Source organism: Orrella sp. JC864 (assembly GCF_037026685.1).
Classification (GTDB): Bacteria; Pseudomonadota; Gammaproteobacteria; order Burkholderiales; family Burkholderiaceae_B; genus Orrella.
Genome location: NZ_JBANET010000005.1, coordinates 125,551 through 141,001 on the forward strand (window position 1 = coordinate 125,551; position 15,451 = coordinate 141,001).

Genomic DNA, 15,451 nt, shown 5'->3' on the forward strand with positions numbered 1-15,451 from the left:
GCGGCGCAGGAGCGGGGCCGTGCGTTCAGAAGGTCTGCCAGATCATGTGCAGGCTGATCACCGTCATCACGATCTTGAAGCCCAGCCGGAAGGTCGCCTCGGGCAGGTTGTCCAGCGTGCGGGTGCCGACCCAGGTGCCCACCACGCCGCTGGCGATCATGGCCGCGATCAGCGGCCCCCACTGCGCATAGGCAAAGCCCAGCGTGCCGAAGGCCAGGATCTTCAGGCCATGCTGGATCACCATGCAGGCCGCGTGCGTGGCCACCAGCGGCTGCTTGACCAGGCCCGTGCCGGCCAGCAGCGCCGCCACCAGCGGACCGGTGGCGCCCACCAGCATGGTGCAGAAGCTCGATATCGCCCCGCCCAGCACGAAATACGGTTTGCCGTGGCGCTGTGCGGTGGCGCTGGGCTTCTTGCGATAGACCGACCAAAGGATGAACAGGGCCAGCGCCCACTTGGCCAGCGCATCGGGGATGCTGACGACCACCGAGGCGCCCAGCGCGATGCCGGCCACGCTGCCCAGCGTGAACCACAAGAGCAGCGGACGCACCAGGTGGCGGCGCTGGATGATCACGCGCCCGCCGTTCGAACCCAGCTGCACCACGCCATGCACCGGCAGCACGCTGGTCACCGGCATGCCCAGGCCCATCACCGCCAGCATGGCCACGCCCCCGCCCAGTCCCATGGCGGCCGTCAGGGCCGAGGTGAGGAAACTGGTGGCCACCAGGACGGCGGCAAAGACGGGCGTGATCTCGGCGGGGACGAAGGACATGGCGCTCTCGGGGGAAAGCTCGGCAGTGTAGCGCGCGTGCCTATTGACCGCGCGGGCGGCGGTCCCTAGAATGCCCCGCATGGCCCGCCTGCAACGATGCGCCCGGGCCGCGCAGTCCAAGACAGTGCCGCGGCAATGATTGCCGCACCACCGACCTACCGTTGGCTATGGAAGCCCTCGACTTTCACGCATGCATGCGTGGTCGAGGGCTTTTTTGTTTTTGCATTCCTGCTTGGAGATCTCATGGAAGCTTCACACGACAAGGGCCAGGGGCTGCCGCCGTTTCCCGACGCCTTGCTGGCGTGCGTGCAGACCGAGCCCGTGATGGGCGAGGTGGCCGCCAACCTCGCGCGCGCGGCGGCGCTGGTCGAGCAGGCGGCCGGCCGCGGCGCCCGGCTGGTGGTGCTGCCCGAGCTGGCCAACACGGGCTATGTTTTCGCCAGCCGCGAAGAAGCCTTGGCGCTGGCCGAGCCCGTGCCAGGCGGCCCCAGCTCGCAGGCGTGGATCGCCCTGGCGCAGCGCCTGGGGATCTACCTGGTGGCGGGCATCGCCGAGCGCGAGGGAGAGAAGCTGTACAACGCCGCGTTGGTGGCCGGTCCGCAAGGCTACCTGGGAACCTACCGCAAGCTGCATCTGTGGGGCGACGAGAACCTGTACTTCGAGCCGGGCAACCTGGGCCTGCCGGTCTTCGATACGCCGTTCGGCCGCCTGGCCGTGGCGATCTGCTATGACGGCTGGTTTCCCGAGGTCTTTCGCCTGCAGGCCATGCAGGGCGCGGACATCGTGGCTGTGCCGACCAACTGGGTGCCCATGCCCGGCCAGACGCCCGAAGGGCCGGCCATGGCGCATGCCCTGGCGATGAGCGCGGCGCACAGCAATGGTCTTGTCCTGGTGTGCGCCGACCGGGTCGGGCGCGAACGCGGCCAGCCTTTCGTCGGGCGCAGCATCATCGTCGGCTCGCAGGGCTGGCTGGCGGCCGGCCCGGCCAGCCATGACCGTGAAGAGATCCTGATCGCTCCGTTCAACCTGAAGCAGGCGCGCCATGGCCGCCAGCTCAACGTGTTCAACCACGTGTTGCGCGACCGGCGCAGCGATGTGTACGACCCCGCACTGGGCGCTGGCATCGCGCCACAAGCCCGTTGACCGCCGGCCAAGACCGGCCCCCAAGGAGAAAACCATGAAAAATCCCTCTTCCCTCTTGCGCCTGGGCCTGGCCGCGGCTGCCGCGGCCCTGTGCAGCGCGGCGCTTGCCCAGGAGCCCATCCGCATCGGCGTGGCCGTCGGCCTGTCCGGCGCCAACAGCGTGGTCGCGCCGGCCGTGGTCCAGTCCTCGCAACTGGCGGTCGACGAAATCAACGCCGCGGGCGGCATCCTGGGCCGCAAGGTGGTGCTGGAAATCGCCGACGACGGCTCGGGCGCGGTCGGCGCCCAGAAGGCGTACGACACGCTGGTGTTCCAGAAGAAGGTGGACGCCATCATCGCCATGGAAACCAGCGCGGCTCGCAATGCCGCGCTGCCCATCGTGAACCGCGGGCGCGTGCCCCTGATCTACACATCCTTCTACGAAGGGCGCTCGTGCAGCCGCTGGATGTACGTGAACGGCTGGGTGCCCGAGCAGCAGGTCGCGCCCATCGTCGATCATTTCATGAAGGCAGAGAACGCCAAGACCTTCTTCCTGGTGGGCAGCGACTACGCCTTCGGCCGCGGCATGCTCAAGTTCACTCGCGAGTACATCGCGGCGCAAGGCGGCCAGGTGGTCGGCGAAGAGTACCTGCCCATGGACGGCACCGACTGGACCGCCATCATTTCCCGGATCCGGTCGGCGCGCCCCGACGCGCTGATCAGCTCGACCGCCGGCGGCAGCCCCAACGTCAGCCTGGCCAAGCAGATCAAGGCGGCCGGCCTGTCCATGCCCTACGGCAACCTGGCGATCGACGAGGGCACGGCCCGCACCATGGGCGAGACGGCCCAGGGCATGTATATGTCGGCTTCGTACCTGACCAGCATCGACAACGAGGCCAACCGGAAATTCCTGCAAGGCCTGCAGGCCAAGTTCGGCGCCCAGGCCAAGACGGCCAACGAGTTGTCCGAGCCGCAGTACGAGGCGTTCTACCTGTACAAGGCGGCGGTCGAGCAGGCAGGCAGCACCGATGCCCAGAAAGTGGTGCAGGCGCTTGGCCAGGTGTCCTTCGACGGTCCGCGCGGCGAGGTGCGCATGGACCGGCAGCGTCACGCGGCGCTGTCGATGCGGCTGGGCCAGGTCCAGGCCGACGGCTCGATCAAGATCTTGCAGACCTTCGATGCGGTCGATCCGGGCGAGCAATGCCCGGATCTGAAGTAAACCGCGCGGCATGCGGCGGCGCGCGCGAGCGCCGCCGCAAAAGGAGAGCACCATGAGCCTGTTGCTGGATATCCTGAGCACGGCGGCGATGCTGTACATCGTCACGGCCGGGCTGATGATGATCTTCGGCGTCATGAAGATCGTCAATTTCGCCCATGGCGCCATCATCACGCTGGGCAGCTATGCAAGCTTCGTCATCTCGCGGCTGGGCCTGGATCCCTGGCTGGGCTTGCCGTTCGCCCTGGCCGTGGGCGTGGCCGTGGGCATGCTGGTCGAGCGCCTGATCGTGCGGCCCCTTTACAAGCGTCCGCTGGACGCCATCCTGGCTACCTGGGGCCTGGGCATCGTGATCGGGCAACTGATCACCCTAGCGTTCGGACGCGAAGTGCAGTTCGTCGATTCCCCGGTGCAAGGCGCGGTGTCGCTGCTGGGCACCGACTATTCGGCCTATCGTCTTTTGCTCGTTCCCATCGCCTTGCTGCTGTGCGCGGCGATGACGGCGCTGCTCAACGGCACGCGCTTCGGGGTCAAGACCCGCGCGGTGATCATGAACGAGGACCTGGCCAAGGGGCTGGGCATTCATTCCGAACGCATCCGTTTCGCCACCTTCAGCCTGGGCGCCGGACTGGGCGCGCTGGCCGGCGCGCTGGTTACGCCACTCTCGAGCGTCGACCCCAATATGGGCCTGCCCTGGCTGGTCAGCGCCTTCATGCTGGTCATGGTCTCGGGCCATTCCATGGCCAGCCTGCTGCTGACCTGCGCCGTCTTCGGCGCCTGTCAGGTGCTGGTCAGCCTATACGTCAGCCCCGTGGCCGGCGGCGTCACCATCGCCGTGCTGGCCGCGCTCACCCTTCGTATCCGGCCGCGAGGATTCGCCCATGACTGAACCTTCCGCTCTTGCCCCGTCCGGCGCGGCTGCCCAGCGGCGCGCGCGGCGCGCTGGCGAGCTTGGCCTGCTGGCCGCGCTGTGCCTGGCCTTGACCGTCATCGGGCCCTGGGTGTTCGACACCTATCTGCTCAACATCCTGATCAAGGCGCTGTTTTTTGCGGCGGCCGCGGTCACCGTAGACCTGTTGTGGGGCTACACGGGTTACCTGACCTTCGGCCAGTCGGCCTTCTTTGGTGTGGGCGCTTATGCCGCGGGCCTTGTGTTCACCCACCTGGGCTTCTCGCCGATGCTGGCTGCGCTGGCTTTGCTAATCGCACTGCTGGCGGCCGCCCTGGTTGCGGGGCTGACCGGCTGGCTCTCCTTTTACCGCGGCGCTTCTCCTTTCTTCGCCACGGTGATTTCGCTGGTGCTGCCCATCGTGCTGACCCAGCTGGCGCTCTCGGGCGGCACCTTCACCGGTTCCTCCTCGGGCCTGACCGGCTTCGAAACCTTCGACTGGTCGTTGCAGGCCTGGTATATGGTCGCCGCCGGGTTCCTGTCGGCGGTGGCTTTGCTGGCCTGGGTGGTGGTGCGCAGCGACGGCGGCCGCTTGCTGGTGGCCCTGCGCGACAACGAGCCGCGTTGCGCCTACCTGGGCCTGAACACCCCGAGGCTGCGCATCATGCTGCTGGTGGTCTGCGGCATGGTGGCCAGCGCGGCGGGCTTCGGCTATGGCGCATTCAGCGGCGTGGTCGCGCCCGAACTGGCGGGCTTCGTATTCGGCACCGAGCTGATCATCTGGGTCGCCCTGGGCGGGCGCGGCACGGTATGGGGGCCGGTGGTCGGCGCCATCGCCATCAACGTGGCGGCGGCCTACCTGAGCGGCAGCATGCCGTTCGTCTGGCAGCTCTTGCTGGGCCTAGCCTTTATCGTGGTGATCCTGCTGTTGCCCCGGGGCCTGTTGCCTCTTCTGCTGGCGCCGCTGCGCCGACGCGCGGCGTCCGCGCCGGTGCCCCGGCTGGTGCCGCGTCCGGCCGCTGCCCGCGCCGAGGCGCACGGCCCTGCGCTGGCCATGCAGGGCGTGGCCAAGCATTTCGGCAGCCTCAAGGTGCTGGAGGGCATCGACCTGCAGGCCGCCGGCGGCGAATTGCTGGGCCTGATCGGCCCGAACGGCGCGGGCAAGACCACGCTGATGCGTTGCATCAGCGACGGCGCCGAGCGCTCGGGCGGCACGGTACGGCTGGGCGGCCAGGATATCGGCCGCCAGGGGCCGGACCGCTGCGTGCGCCTGGGGCTGGGACGCAAGTTCCAGAACGCCAACGTGTTCGAGACGCTGACCGTGGCCGAAAGCCTGCGCGTGGCCGGTACGCTGCGCAGGCCACCCTCATGGCTGCGCCGCGCGCCCGAGCTGGCATTGCCCGGCTATGCCTTGCAGGTGTTGCGCACCACTGCTTTGGATCGCAAGCTGGACGTGGTCACGCGGGATCTCTCGCATGGCGAGCAGCAGGCGCTGGAGCTGTCCATGGTGCTGGCGCTCGAGCCCAGCGTGGTGCTGCTGGACGAACCTACCGCGGGCCTGACCAAGACCGAACGCAGCCAAATCGGCCAGGTGCTGTCCGCGCTGGCTCGCACGCATGGCCTGTGCTGCCTGTTGGTCGAGCACGACCTGGACTTCGTACAGGAGATCGCCACACGCATCGTGGTGTTGCACCAAGGCCGCATCGTCATGCAGGGCAGCTTTCAGGAAGTGGTGGCTTCCGAGCTGGTGCGCACCATTTATGCCGGCACGGCGCAGGTTGTCGGCGATGCCCCGCCCCGGGAGGCCTGAGATGCAAGCAAGCGAAACGATGCTGGACCTGCAGGACGTGCAAAGCGGCTACAAGTCGTCCATCGTGCTCAAGGGCGTAAGCCTGTCCGTGAGCATGGGCGAGGCGGTGGCGCTGCTGGGCAAGAACGGCATGGGCAAGAGCACGCTGCTCAAGACCGTGATGGGCTATCTGCCCAAGGCAGCCGGCCATGTGCGCCTGGCCGGCCAGGACGTCACCAGGCTGGCGCCCTACCGGGTGGCGCAACGCGGCGTGGCCTATGCGGCGCAGGAGCAGCCGTTGTTCCAAGACTTGAGCGTGCGCGACAACCTGCGCCTGGCCTTGCCCGGCGACGCCTTGTTCGATGCGCGCTTTGCGCCGGTGGCGGAGCTTTTTCCCGTTTTCGGCACCCGGCTGCGCCAGCCTGCCGGCACGCTCTCGGGCGGCGAGCAGAAGATGCTGCTGGTGGCGCGCGCGCTGATGGCCCGGCCCCGCCTGCTGTTGCTGGACGAGATCACCGAGGGCCTGCAGCCTTCGGTGATCGACCGGCTGGCGCGGGCGCTGCGCTGGGAGCGCAGCGAGCACGGCACCGCCATGCTGATCGTGGAGCAGAACGTGGCCTTTGCCCGCGAGGTGGCCGACCGCTACCTGGTGCTCAAGCAGGGCGCCATCGTGGATGCAGGCGCCATGCAGGCTCCCGACGCGGCGCGGCGCATCTTCGGCCACCTGACGGTTTGAGCCGCTGGCGCGGTATGCTGGATGCGGCGGCTTCGCGCCGCCGCCTGGCTGGCGGCCGCCGCCCTTCGTTCCTCTATGATCATGGCCAAAACGCATCCATCCTTCGCCGGCCGGCCTGGCTGGCGCATCGGCATCCTGTATTCGCGTACCGGCGTCTCGGGCATTACCGAAAGCCAGCATTTCTTCGGCACGGTGCTGGCCGTCGAGGAGATCAACGCCCTGGGCGGCGTGCTGGGCCGGCCCCTGGACCCGGTGGCCTACGATCCGCGCAGCGACGCCGAGGAATACCGGCGCCTGGCCGCCCGGCTGCTGCTCGAGGATGAAATCGACGTGGTTTTCGGCGCCTGCACCTCGCATTGCCGCAAAGCCATGCTGCCGGTGGTCGAGCGCACCAATGCACTGCTCTGGTATGCCTCTGTCTACGAGGGTTTCGAATACTCGCCCAACGTCATCTATACCGGCGCGGCGCCCAACCAGAGCAGCATGCAGCTGGCGGCCTACCTGATGCAGCATTGCGGCAAGCGCATTTTCCTGGTCGGCGCGGACTACATCTACCCGCGGGAAACCAATCGCATCATGCGCGATGCGGTCGAGGACCACGGCGGCGAGATCCTGGACGAGATCTACCTGCCGCTGGGCTGCGCCGATGCGGACATCGACGAGGTGATCGGCGACATCGGACGGATCGAGCCGGACGTGGTGTTCTCCACGCAGATCGGCAGCGACGCCCTGCGTTTCTACCGGCGCTTTCACGAGGCCGGGCTGCATGGGCAGGGTATTCCCATCGCCAGCCTGACCGTGACGGAATCGGAGGTGCACGAGATCGGCGCGCAAGTCTGTGCTGGCCACATCACCGCGGCCACGTATTTCAACAGCCTGGACACGCCGCAGAACGCCGCCTTCCTGTCCGCCTGGCGCGCCCGCTTCGGCGAGCGCCCGGCCAGCGTCTACGCCCAGGCTTCTTACAATCAGGTGCACCTGTTCGCTCGCGCCTTGCAGCGCACTGGTAGCCTGGATACCCGCAAGCTGGTGCAGGCCGTGCACGGGGTACGGTTCATGGCGCCGGAAGGCCCGCTGTCCATCCTGGCCGAGAACAACCACTGCGTGCTGACCCCGCGTATCGGCGTGTGCCGGGCCGACGGCAGTTTCGACGTGGTCTGGCAGGGCAGCGAACCGGTCAAGCCCGATCCCTACCTGAGCACCTTCGGGCTCGACGAATTCTGGCTGAGGTAGCCATGGACGCCAGCGTCCGCCGACTTTACGAAGACCTGCGCAGCGTGGCGGTGGCCGTGGTCTATCCGCCCGGCGAAGACCGCGACCTGCTGGTCGAGCAGCTCAAGCGGATCGGTTGCCGAATCCACCTGTGCTGGCCTTTTCCTGAAAACCCGCCAGCCAACGCCGATGTGGTGTTTTTCCAGGTCTCGCAGCTGCTGCAGGGCAGCTCGGCCTGGTGCGCCAGCGAGGTCGACGCCACGCTGATCGCCCTGTCGGAATACGAAACGCCCACCACGCTCAAGTTGTTGCTCAAGACGCACGCGCACGGCGTGCTGACCCGGCCATTTCGCTCGGCCGGCATCCTGAGCACGCTGGTGTTGGCCCGTTCGGCCAAGCTGTTCCAGGTCCGCCAGCAGAACAAGATCGATAAACTCGAAAGTACGATCAAGTCGCGCCGCCTCATCGAGAAGGCCATCCGCCTGCTCGGCGAGCACCACCGCCTGGACGAGCGCCAGGCCTACGAGCACATGCGCGGGCGGGCGACGCAGCTGCGCGTCAGCGTGGCGGAGGTGGCGGCGATGGTGGTGGAGGCCAGCGAAGCGATGGAGAAACTGGGCCTGAGCGGCAAGCCGGGCGGCTGACGCTGGCCCGCGCCTGGCGGGCGGCGGCCTTCGGCGGGGCCGCCCGGGCGCTCAGAAGGGCTCGTCCAACCCGCTTTGCACCTGCTCGGCCGCGCGCAGCACCGCGCGCGCCTTGGCCTCGGTTTCCTGCCATTCCTTCTCGGGGTCCGAATCGGCCACGATACCCGCGGCCGCCTGCACGTACAGCATGCCGTCCTTGATGACGCCGGTGCGGATGGCGATGGCCACGTCCATCTCGCCGCCATAGCTCAGGTAGCCGGCCGCGCCGCCGTAGATGCCGCGGCGCACCGGCTCCAGTTCGTCGATCAGCTCCATCGCACGGACCTTGGGCGCGCCGGTCAGCGTGCCGGCCGGGAAGGTGGCGCGCAGCACGTCCATGCTGCTCATGCCCGGCAGCAGCGTGCCGTGCACGTTGGACACCAGGTGCATCACGTGCGAATAGCGCTCGATCACCATGGTGTCGGTGACCTCGACCGTACCGGTCACGGCCACGCGGCCCACGTCGTTGCGGGCCAAGTCGATCAGCATCACGTGCTCGGCCCGCTCCTTGGGGTCGGCCAGCAGTTCCTCGGCCAGGGCCGCGTCTTCCTCGGGCGTGCCGCCGCGCTTGCGCGTGCCGGCCAAGGGGCGGATGGTGATGCGGCTGGGCGTCTCGCCCACCTTGCCGGTGGGCGCGGCCAGCGTTTCCTGGCGCACCAGGATCTCGGGCGAGGCGCCCACCACCTGGAAGTCGCCGAAGTTCCAGAAGTACATATAGGGCGAGGGGTTGAGCGAGCGCAGCGCACGGTACAGCGACAGCGGCGAGTCGCGGTAGGGCTTGGCGATCACCTGGCCCACCTGCACCTGCATCAGGTCGCCGGCGGCGATGTATTCCTTGGCGCGCAGCACCGCCGCCAGGTAGTCCTGCTTGCGGAAGTCGCGGCGCGCCTCGGTCTGCACGGTGGCGTGGCTGTAGGGGATGTCCACCGGCTTGCGCAGTCGCGCGCGCAGCGACTTCAGCCGCTGCTGGGCCTGGGCGTAGGCCTCGGGCTGCGCCGGGTCGGCATACACCATCAGGTAGATGCGCGCGGCCAGGTTGTCCACGATCACCAGCTCGTCCACGTGCAGCAGCATGATGTCGGGCGTGCCCTCGTCCATGCCGGCCGGGAAGGGCTTGACCGCCGGACCCAGGCGCGGCTCGATGTGGCGCACCGTGTCATAGCCGAAGTAGCCGGCCAGCCCGCCGGCAAAGCGCGGCATGCCCGGGCGCAGCGCCACCTTGAAACGCTGCTGGTATTGCTCGATGAAGGCCAGCGGATCGCCTTCGTGCGACTCGACCACCTGGCCGTCGCGCAGCACCTCGGTCAGGCGGCCGCTGGCGCGGATCACCGTGCGCGAGGGCAGGCCGATGAAGGAATAGCGCCCGAAGCGCTCGCCGCCGACCACCGACTCCATCAGGCAGCTCATGCGCCCGCCTTCCGGCCCGGCGTGCGCCAGCTTCAGGTAGATGGCCAGGGGCGTGTCCAGGTCGGCGTAGGTTTCGGCCACCAGGGGTATGCGGTTGTAGCCTTGCGAGGCCAGGGCCTTGAATTCCAGTTCGGTCATGAGAGTCTCGGTTCGGGGTTTCGGGCCGGCCGATGCAAAAAAGCCCGGCCAGTGGTCTGGGTCCGGGCGGGGATTTCTATGTATGGGAAAACTGCGGGGCCGGGGGATGCGTCGGGCGCGCCTTGCATCGACCGGGCCAGGGAAATCGCCTCACCCGTTGGACGAACGCCACCAGCGCCACCAGGCGCCGGCAAAAACGGGTTCGAGGGCTGCGGGATGCATCGTGATCTGGCTTTGTCGAAACAGGCAGGCGGCCAAGGGGGGCGGCCCGCTTGGCGCCAAATATACCATCGTAGACGCAGCGCCTGCCAGGCTGGCAAGTCATCCGGTGGATTTTTCGGCGTTCTGGCCGATAGTGAGCAACTGTTCCAATAATGCCGGCAATGCTGCCTGGACGGTATCCCAGACGACATCCAGATTGATGTCGAAGTAGCCATGGGCAATCCGGTTGCGCATGCCGCGCATGCTGCGCCAAGGGATGTCCGGATGCGCCCGAGCAAAATCAGGATGATCGTCCATCACCCTGGTGGCTGCCTCGCCGATTATGACGAGGTTCATGATGACAGCTTGTTGCGTACGCTTATCCGCAAGGAAATCTTCCTTGCCTTGTCCTTGAACAAAGCTGCATGCGTCTGTCGCAGCTTGTCGCAAATGATCGAGATAATCGGGCAAACGGCTGTCGGTCATATAGGCCGCGCTTCTGCCAGGACTTTTGCCCGAATCTTTGCAGGCAGGTCCGCCGGCGTCAACAGATCCACCTGCACACCCAGCAATGACTCCAGTTCGTCTTGCAGGCCCCCAAGGTCAAAGAGCGTTGCGCCAGGCAATGCGTCCACCAACAGGTCCAGGTCGCTGCCGTCCTGGTCGGTGCCGTGCAATACCGAGCCGAACACGCGCGGGTTGGCGACGCGGAAGCGCCTAGTCGCATCGCGCACGGCGGTTCGCTTCATGTCGAGCACCACGGAGGGTCGCATGGCCGCTCCTTCCCGTAAGTCAATCATTGGAATCATACCAACTTAGACTGTACGTTTCAGTCTTGGGCTGGATCCCGCCGCCCCTTCAGTGATTGTGCCGCGGCGGCTGGCGCGCCACGCGCTGGAAGCGCAGCGTGCGCTCGAACACCGCGCCCTCGGACAGGTGGCCCACGTTCTCGCGGTACAGCATCTGCCAGGGCGTGGCCGCAGGCGGCGGCGCGGGGATCTGCTCGTGCTCGCGCCGGCGCGCGATCTCGGCCTGGTCCACCAGCGCGTCGCAGCGGCCCTGGTTCAGGTCGATGCGCACGATATCGCCGGTGCGCAGCCAGCTCAGCCCGCCGCCCACCGCGCTTTCGGGACAGGCGTGCAGGATGGAGGGGCTGTCGGCCGTGCCGGACTGCCGGCCGTCGCCCAGCGTGGGCAGGCTGCGCACCCCGCGCTGCAGCAGGGCGTCGGGCGGCTGCATGTTGACCACTTCGGCCGCGCCGGGCCAGCCCACCGGACCGGCGCCGCGGATGACCAGCAGGGTGCGTTCGTCGATCTGCAGCGAAGGATCGTTGATGCGCCGGTGGTAGTCCTCCGAGCCGTCGAAGACCACCGCGCGGCATTCGAAGATGCCCTCGCGGCCGGGCTCGCGCAGGTAGCGGTCGCTGAATTCCTCCGAGATCACGCTGGTCTTCATGATGGCGAAGTCGAACAGGTTGCCGCGCAGCACCACGAAGCCGGCGCGCGGCTTGAGCGGCGCCTCGAAGGGATAGATCACCTCGCGGTCGGTGGCCTGGCGTGCCGCCAGGTTCTGGCCGATCGTCTTGCCGGTGACGGTCAGGCAGTCCTCGAACAGCAGGCCCTGCTGCTGCAGCTCCCACATGATGGCCGGCACGCCGCCGGCGCGGTGGAAGCGCTCGCCCAGGTACTTGCCGGCGGGCTGCACGTTGGCCAGCAGCGGGATGTCGTAGCCGTAGGTCTGCCAGTCCTGCAGGGGCAGCTCCACGCCCGCGTGGCGGGCCATCGCCATCAGGTGCGGCTGGGCGTTGGTCGAGCCGCCCAGCGCCGAATTGACGCGGATGGCGTTCAGGAAGGCCTCGCGCGTCAGGATGTCGGAGGGCTTGATGTCCTCGAGTACCAGTTCGACCGCGCGCCGGCCGGTGCGATAGGCCATCTGGCCGCGCTCGCGGTAGGCCGCGGGGATGGCCGCGCAGCCGGTCAGCGACATGCCCAGGGCCTCGGCCATGGCGTTCATGGTCGAGGCCGTGCCCATGGTATTGCAGTGGCCCACCGAGGGCGCCGAGTCCAGGGCGGCCTGCATGAACGCTTCGGCGTCGATCTCGCCGGCCGCCAGCTTGCGGCGCGAGCGCCAGATGACCGTGCCCGATCCCACCAGTTCGTTGTCGTGCCAGCCGTCCAGCATGGGGCCGCCCGAGAGCACGATGGCCGGGATATCCACGGTGGCCGCGGCCATCAGCGCCGAGGGCGTGGTCTTGTCGCAGCCGGTGGTCAGCACCACGCCGTCCAGCGGGTAACCGTACAGGATCTCGACCAGGCCCAGGTAGGCCAGGTTGCGGTCCAGCGCCGCGGTGGGCCGCTTGCAGTTCTCGAACAGCGGATGGGTCGGGAACTCGATGGGGATGCCGCCCGCGTCGCGGATGCCGTCGCGCACGCGCCGGGCCAGCTCCACGTGCACGCGGTTGCAGGGGTTCAGGTCGCTGCCGCTTTGCGCGATGCCGATGATGGGCTTGCCGGCGCGCAGCTCTTCGGGCGTGATGCCGTAGTTCATGAAACGCTCGAGATAGAGCGCCGTCATGTCGATGTGCTCGGGATTGTCGAACCAGTCCTGCGAGCGCAGGCGGCGTCCCTGGGCCTTGTTCTGCATGTTTTTTCTCCGTTCGGGTTACAGCGATCCGCCCAGCTCGTCCTGCACGTGCACGCGGATGATCTCGTCGAAATCCTGCTCGGCCACGAAGCCCAGCTCGCGCGCGCGGGTGGCGGCAAAGCCGGGCGCCCAGCTGCGCACGATCTCGGTGATGCGCGGGTCGGGTTCGCGGCGGATCAGCCGCACCGCCTGCTCGCCGGCGTGGCGGCGCAGCGCCTGGATCTGTTCGCCCACGGTGGCGCTCACGCCGGGCATGGACAGGTTGCGGCGCGGGCCCACGCGGGCCAGGTCCAGGGTGGCCGCGTGCAGCAGGAAGCCGACCGCCGAGCGTGGCGAGGCGTGCCAGTGGCGCACGTCCTCGGGCACCGGCAGCACCGCTTCCTGGCCGATCAGCGGCTCGCGCACGATGCTGGAGAAAAAGCCCGAGGCCGCCTTGTTGGGTTTGCCCGGCCGCACGCAGATGGTGGGCAGGCGGATGCCGATGCCGTCGAAAAACCCGCGGCGCGAATAGTCCGACAGCAGCAGCTCGCAGATCGCCTTCTGCGTGCCGTAGCTGGTCAAGGGCGTGTGCAGGAAGTCGTCGGGGATGGGCATGGGCAGCGGCGCGCCGTACACCGCGATGGACGAGGTAAAGACCACGCGGGGCCGGTAGCCCGAGCGCCCGGATTCGGCGCGGATGGCCTCGAACAGCAGGCGCGTGCCGTCCAGGTTGATGCGATAGCCCTTCTCGAAGTCGTCCTCGGCCTCGCCGGACACGATGGCGGCCAGATGGAAGATCACGTCGGGGCGCTGCGCCACCAGCCGTTCGGCCTGGCCCGGCGCGGACAGGTCGGCGGCCAGCAGCGTGCTGGCCGCTTCGGCGCCGGGCGGGGCGGCGGGCGCGAGCACGTCCGCCAGGGTAAAGCGTTCGATCGGCCTGCCGCCCAGCTGGCCGGCCGCGGCCAGCGCCTGGCCGAGCTTGCGGCCGATCATCCCGGCCGCGCCGATGATGGCGATGTGCATTGCTTTGTCTCCGTTTGCCGGCGCGGTGCGCCGCTTTCTTTTTACCGCCGGGGCGTTTCTATTGCCGGACCCCGCGTTCTAAGGGCATTCCCTAGCCGTGGCGGTTGGTCCGATGACCTATTATACGGTTGCCGGACAACCTTACGACAAGCCGGCCGAACAACAAATCCATCACAGCGAGGAGCATTGCCGCATGAACCCGGAGGCCGTGGCCGATCTGGCCAGTCTGCGCGAAAAGCTGGTGCAGCGCCTGGGGGCGGCGGCCGTGCTGGCCGACCCGGCCGAGCACGCGCGCTATTGCCGCGACTGGCACGGCGACGTGCAGACCGGCGCGGTGGCCGTGCTGCGTCCGGACAGCACCGAGGCGGTGGCGCAGGCCGTGCGCGCCTGCGGCGAGCTGGGCCTGTCCATCATCCCGCAAGGCGGCAACACCGGGCTGGTCCTGGGCGGCACGCCCGACGCGCCGGGCCGCCAGGTGGTGCTCACGCTCGAGCGCATGAACCGCATCCGCCGCATCGACCCGGACGATTTCTCGACCGTGGTCGAGGCCGGCTGCGTGCTGCAGCAGGTCCAGCAGGCGGTGCGCGAGCAAGGCCTGTTCCTGGGCCTGTCGCTGGGCGCCGAAGGCAGCTGCCAGGTGGGCGGCAACGTCAGCACCAATGCCGGCGGCATCAACGTGCTGCGCTACGGCATGGCGCGCGAGCAGGTGCTGGGGCTGGAAGCCGTGCTGCCCGACGGCTCGGTCTTCGACGGGCTAAGCACGCTGCGCAAGGACAACCGCGGCATCGACCTGAAGCAGCTGTTCATCGGCGCCGAGGGCACGCTGGGCATCGTCACGGCCGTCTCGCTCAAGCTCTCGCCGGCGCCCGAACAGGTCGAGACCGCGCTGCTGGCCGTCGATTCGCTGCACGCCGCGCTGGCGCTGTATCGCCAGGCCCGGCGCGATTGCTGCGACCTCATGAGCGCGTTCGAATACATGCCGCCGGCGGCCTTCATGCTGGCGCGCGAGGCCATGCCCGACCTGCCGCTGCCCCTGGCCCAGGAGCATCCCGGCTACGTGCTGATGGAAATATCCGGCTCGGGCCTGGTCGACGTGGGCGCGCTCATGCAGGCTTTCCTGGAAAAGGCCCTGGAGGCCGGCGCGGTGCGCGACGGCGTGGTGGCCGCCTCGCATGCGCAGGCCCGCGGCCTGTGGCTGTTTCGCGAAGCCATGAACGAAGGCCAGGCCCGCCGGGGCCTGCACCTGCGCACCGACGTGTCGGTGCCGCTGTCGCGCCTGGCCGATTTCGTCGACCAGGTCCAGGCGCGGCTGGCGCAGGCGCATCCGGATTGCCTGACGGTGTCCTACGGCCATGTGGGCGACGGCAACGTGCACGTGAACGTGCTGCCGCCGGCCGCGGCCTCGACCGCGCAGCGCATGGACATCATCCACGACGCCAAGGAGATCATCAACGCCGCCATCGACGCCTTCGGCGGCAGCATCAGCGCCGAGCACGGCATCGGCCGGCTCAAGCGGCCCGACTTCGAGCGGCGCGCCGGGCCGGTGCGGCTGGGGCTGCTGCAGGCGCTCAAGCGCGCCGTGGACCCGCAGGGACGCATGAATCCCGGTTGCCAGATCATGGTCGAATAGCGCCTGCCGCG

14 protein-coding genes are annotated in these 15,451 nt (G+C 68.3%); 8 read left to right on the forward strand and 6 right to left on the reverse strand.

Features of this window, described 5'->3' with window-relative positions:
* Nucleotides 1-25: 25 nt before the first annotated feature.
* Entirely contained in the window at nucleotides 26-772 is a 747-nt protein-coding gene (locus tag V8Z80_RS06850; RefSeq protein ID WP_336061460.1) for a sulfite exporter TauE/SafE family protein, read from the reverse strand.
* Between the two features lie 243 nt (nucleotides 773-1,015).
* On the opposite strand from V8Z80_RS06850, the gene V8Z80_RS06855 reads away from it, so the two are divergent.
* The 7 genes from V8Z80_RS06855 (at nucleotide 1,016) to V8Z80_RS06885 (ending at nucleotide 8,380) form a co-directional block, all read left to right on the forward strand.
* Nucleotides 1,016-1,915: a nitrilase family protein gene (locus tag V8Z80_RS06855; protein WP_336061461.1), complete on the forward strand. Its 900-nt coding sequence runs from the start codon at nucleotides 1,016-1,018 to the stop codon at nucleotides 1,913-1,915.
* A 34-nt stretch (nucleotides 1,916-1,949) separates the two neighbouring features.
* The gene (locus V8Z80_RS06860; protein ID WP_336061462.1) at nucleotides 1,950-3,113 is read left to right on the forward strand and encodes a substrate-binding protein; all 1,164 of its coding nucleotides are present in this window, start codon (nucleotides 1,950-1,952) and stop codon (nucleotides 3,111-3,113) included.
* Between the two features lie 52 nt (nucleotides 3,114-3,165).
* Nucleotides 3,166-3,999, forward strand: coding sequence for a branched-chain amino acid ABC transporter permease (locus V8Z80_RS06865; protein WP_336061463.1), 834 nt, complete (start codon nucleotides 3,166-3,168; stop codon nucleotides 3,997-3,999).
* Nucleotides 3,992-5,809, forward strand: a complete 1,818-nt coding sequence (locus V8Z80_RS06870) for a branched-chain amino acid ABC transporter ATP-binding protein/permease (RefSeq protein ID WP_336061464.1) — start codon at nucleotides 3,992-3,994, stop codon at nucleotides 5,807-5,809. Before V8Z80_RS06865 ends, V8Z80_RS06870 begins: the two co-directional genes overlap by 8 nt.
* A gap of 1 nt (nucleotide 5,810) precedes the next feature.
* Nucleotides 5,811-6,524: an ABC transporter ATP-binding protein gene (locus V8Z80_RS06875; RefSeq protein ID WP_336061465.1), complete on the forward strand. Its 714-nt coding sequence runs from the start codon at nucleotides 5,811-5,813 to the stop codon at nucleotides 6,522-6,524.
* 81 nt (nucleotides 6,525-6,605) lie between these two features.
* On the forward strand, nucleotides 6,606-7,757 hold the full coding sequence (locus tag V8Z80_RS06880; protein WP_336061466.1) for a transporter substrate-binding domain-containing protein: 1,152 nt from the start codon (nucleotides 6,606-6,608) through the stop codon (nucleotides 7,755-7,757).
* Between the two features lie 2 nt (nucleotides 7,758-7,759).
* Nucleotides 7,760-8,380, forward strand: coding sequence for an ANTAR domain-containing response regulator (locus V8Z80_RS06885; protein ID WP_336061467.1), 621 nt, complete (start codon nucleotides 7,760-7,762; stop codon nucleotides 8,378-8,380).
* A 51-nt stretch (nucleotides 8,381-8,431) separates the two neighbouring features.
* On the opposite strand, the gene trpE is transcribed toward V8Z80_RS06885, so the two are convergent.
* The 5 genes from trpE to denD all read right to left on the reverse strand — a co-directional run bounded on the left by trpE (nucleotide 8,432) and on the right by denD (nucleotide 13,810).
* On the reverse strand, nucleotides 8,432-9,964 hold the full coding sequence (gene trpE / locus V8Z80_RS06890; RefSeq protein WP_336061468.1) for an anthranilate synthase component I: 1,533 nt from the start codon (nucleotides 9,962-9,964) through the stop codon (nucleotides 8,432-8,434).
* Nucleotides 9,965-10,285: 321 nt separating this feature from the next.
* Entirely contained in the window at nucleotides 10,286-10,651 is a 366-nt protein-coding gene (locus V8Z80_RS06895) for a HepT-like ribonuclease domain-containing protein (RefSeq protein WP_155192725.1), read from the reverse strand.
* Nucleotides 10,648-10,938, reverse strand: a complete 291-nt coding sequence (locus V8Z80_RS06900; protein ID WP_155192727.1) for a nucleotidyltransferase family protein — start codon at nucleotides 10,936-10,938, stop codon at nucleotides 10,648-10,650. The genes V8Z80_RS06895 and V8Z80_RS06900 overlap by 4 nt, the downstream gene beginning before the upstream one ends.
* 85 nt (nucleotides 10,939-11,023) lie before the next feature.
* Nucleotides 11,024-12,808, reverse strand: coding sequence for an IlvD/Edd family dehydratase (locus V8Z80_RS06905; protein WP_336061469.1), 1,785 nt, complete (start codon nucleotides 12,806-12,808; stop codon nucleotides 11,024-11,026).
* Between the two features lie 18 nt (nucleotides 12,809-12,826).
* Entirely contained in the window at nucleotides 12,827-13,810 is a 984-nt protein-coding gene (gene denD, locus V8Z80_RS06910; protein ID WP_155192731.1) for a D-erythronate dehydrogenase, read from the reverse strand.
* 193 nt (nucleotides 13,811-14,003) lie between these two features.
* Here denD and V8Z80_RS06915 point away from each other — a divergent pair, with 193 nt between their 5' ends.
* Nucleotides 14,004-15,440, forward strand: a complete 1,437-nt coding sequence (locus V8Z80_RS06915; protein ID WP_336061470.1) for an FAD-binding oxidoreductase — start codon at nucleotides 14,004-14,006, stop codon at nucleotides 15,438-15,440.
* Nucleotides 15,441-15,451 lie beyond the last annotated feature (11 nt).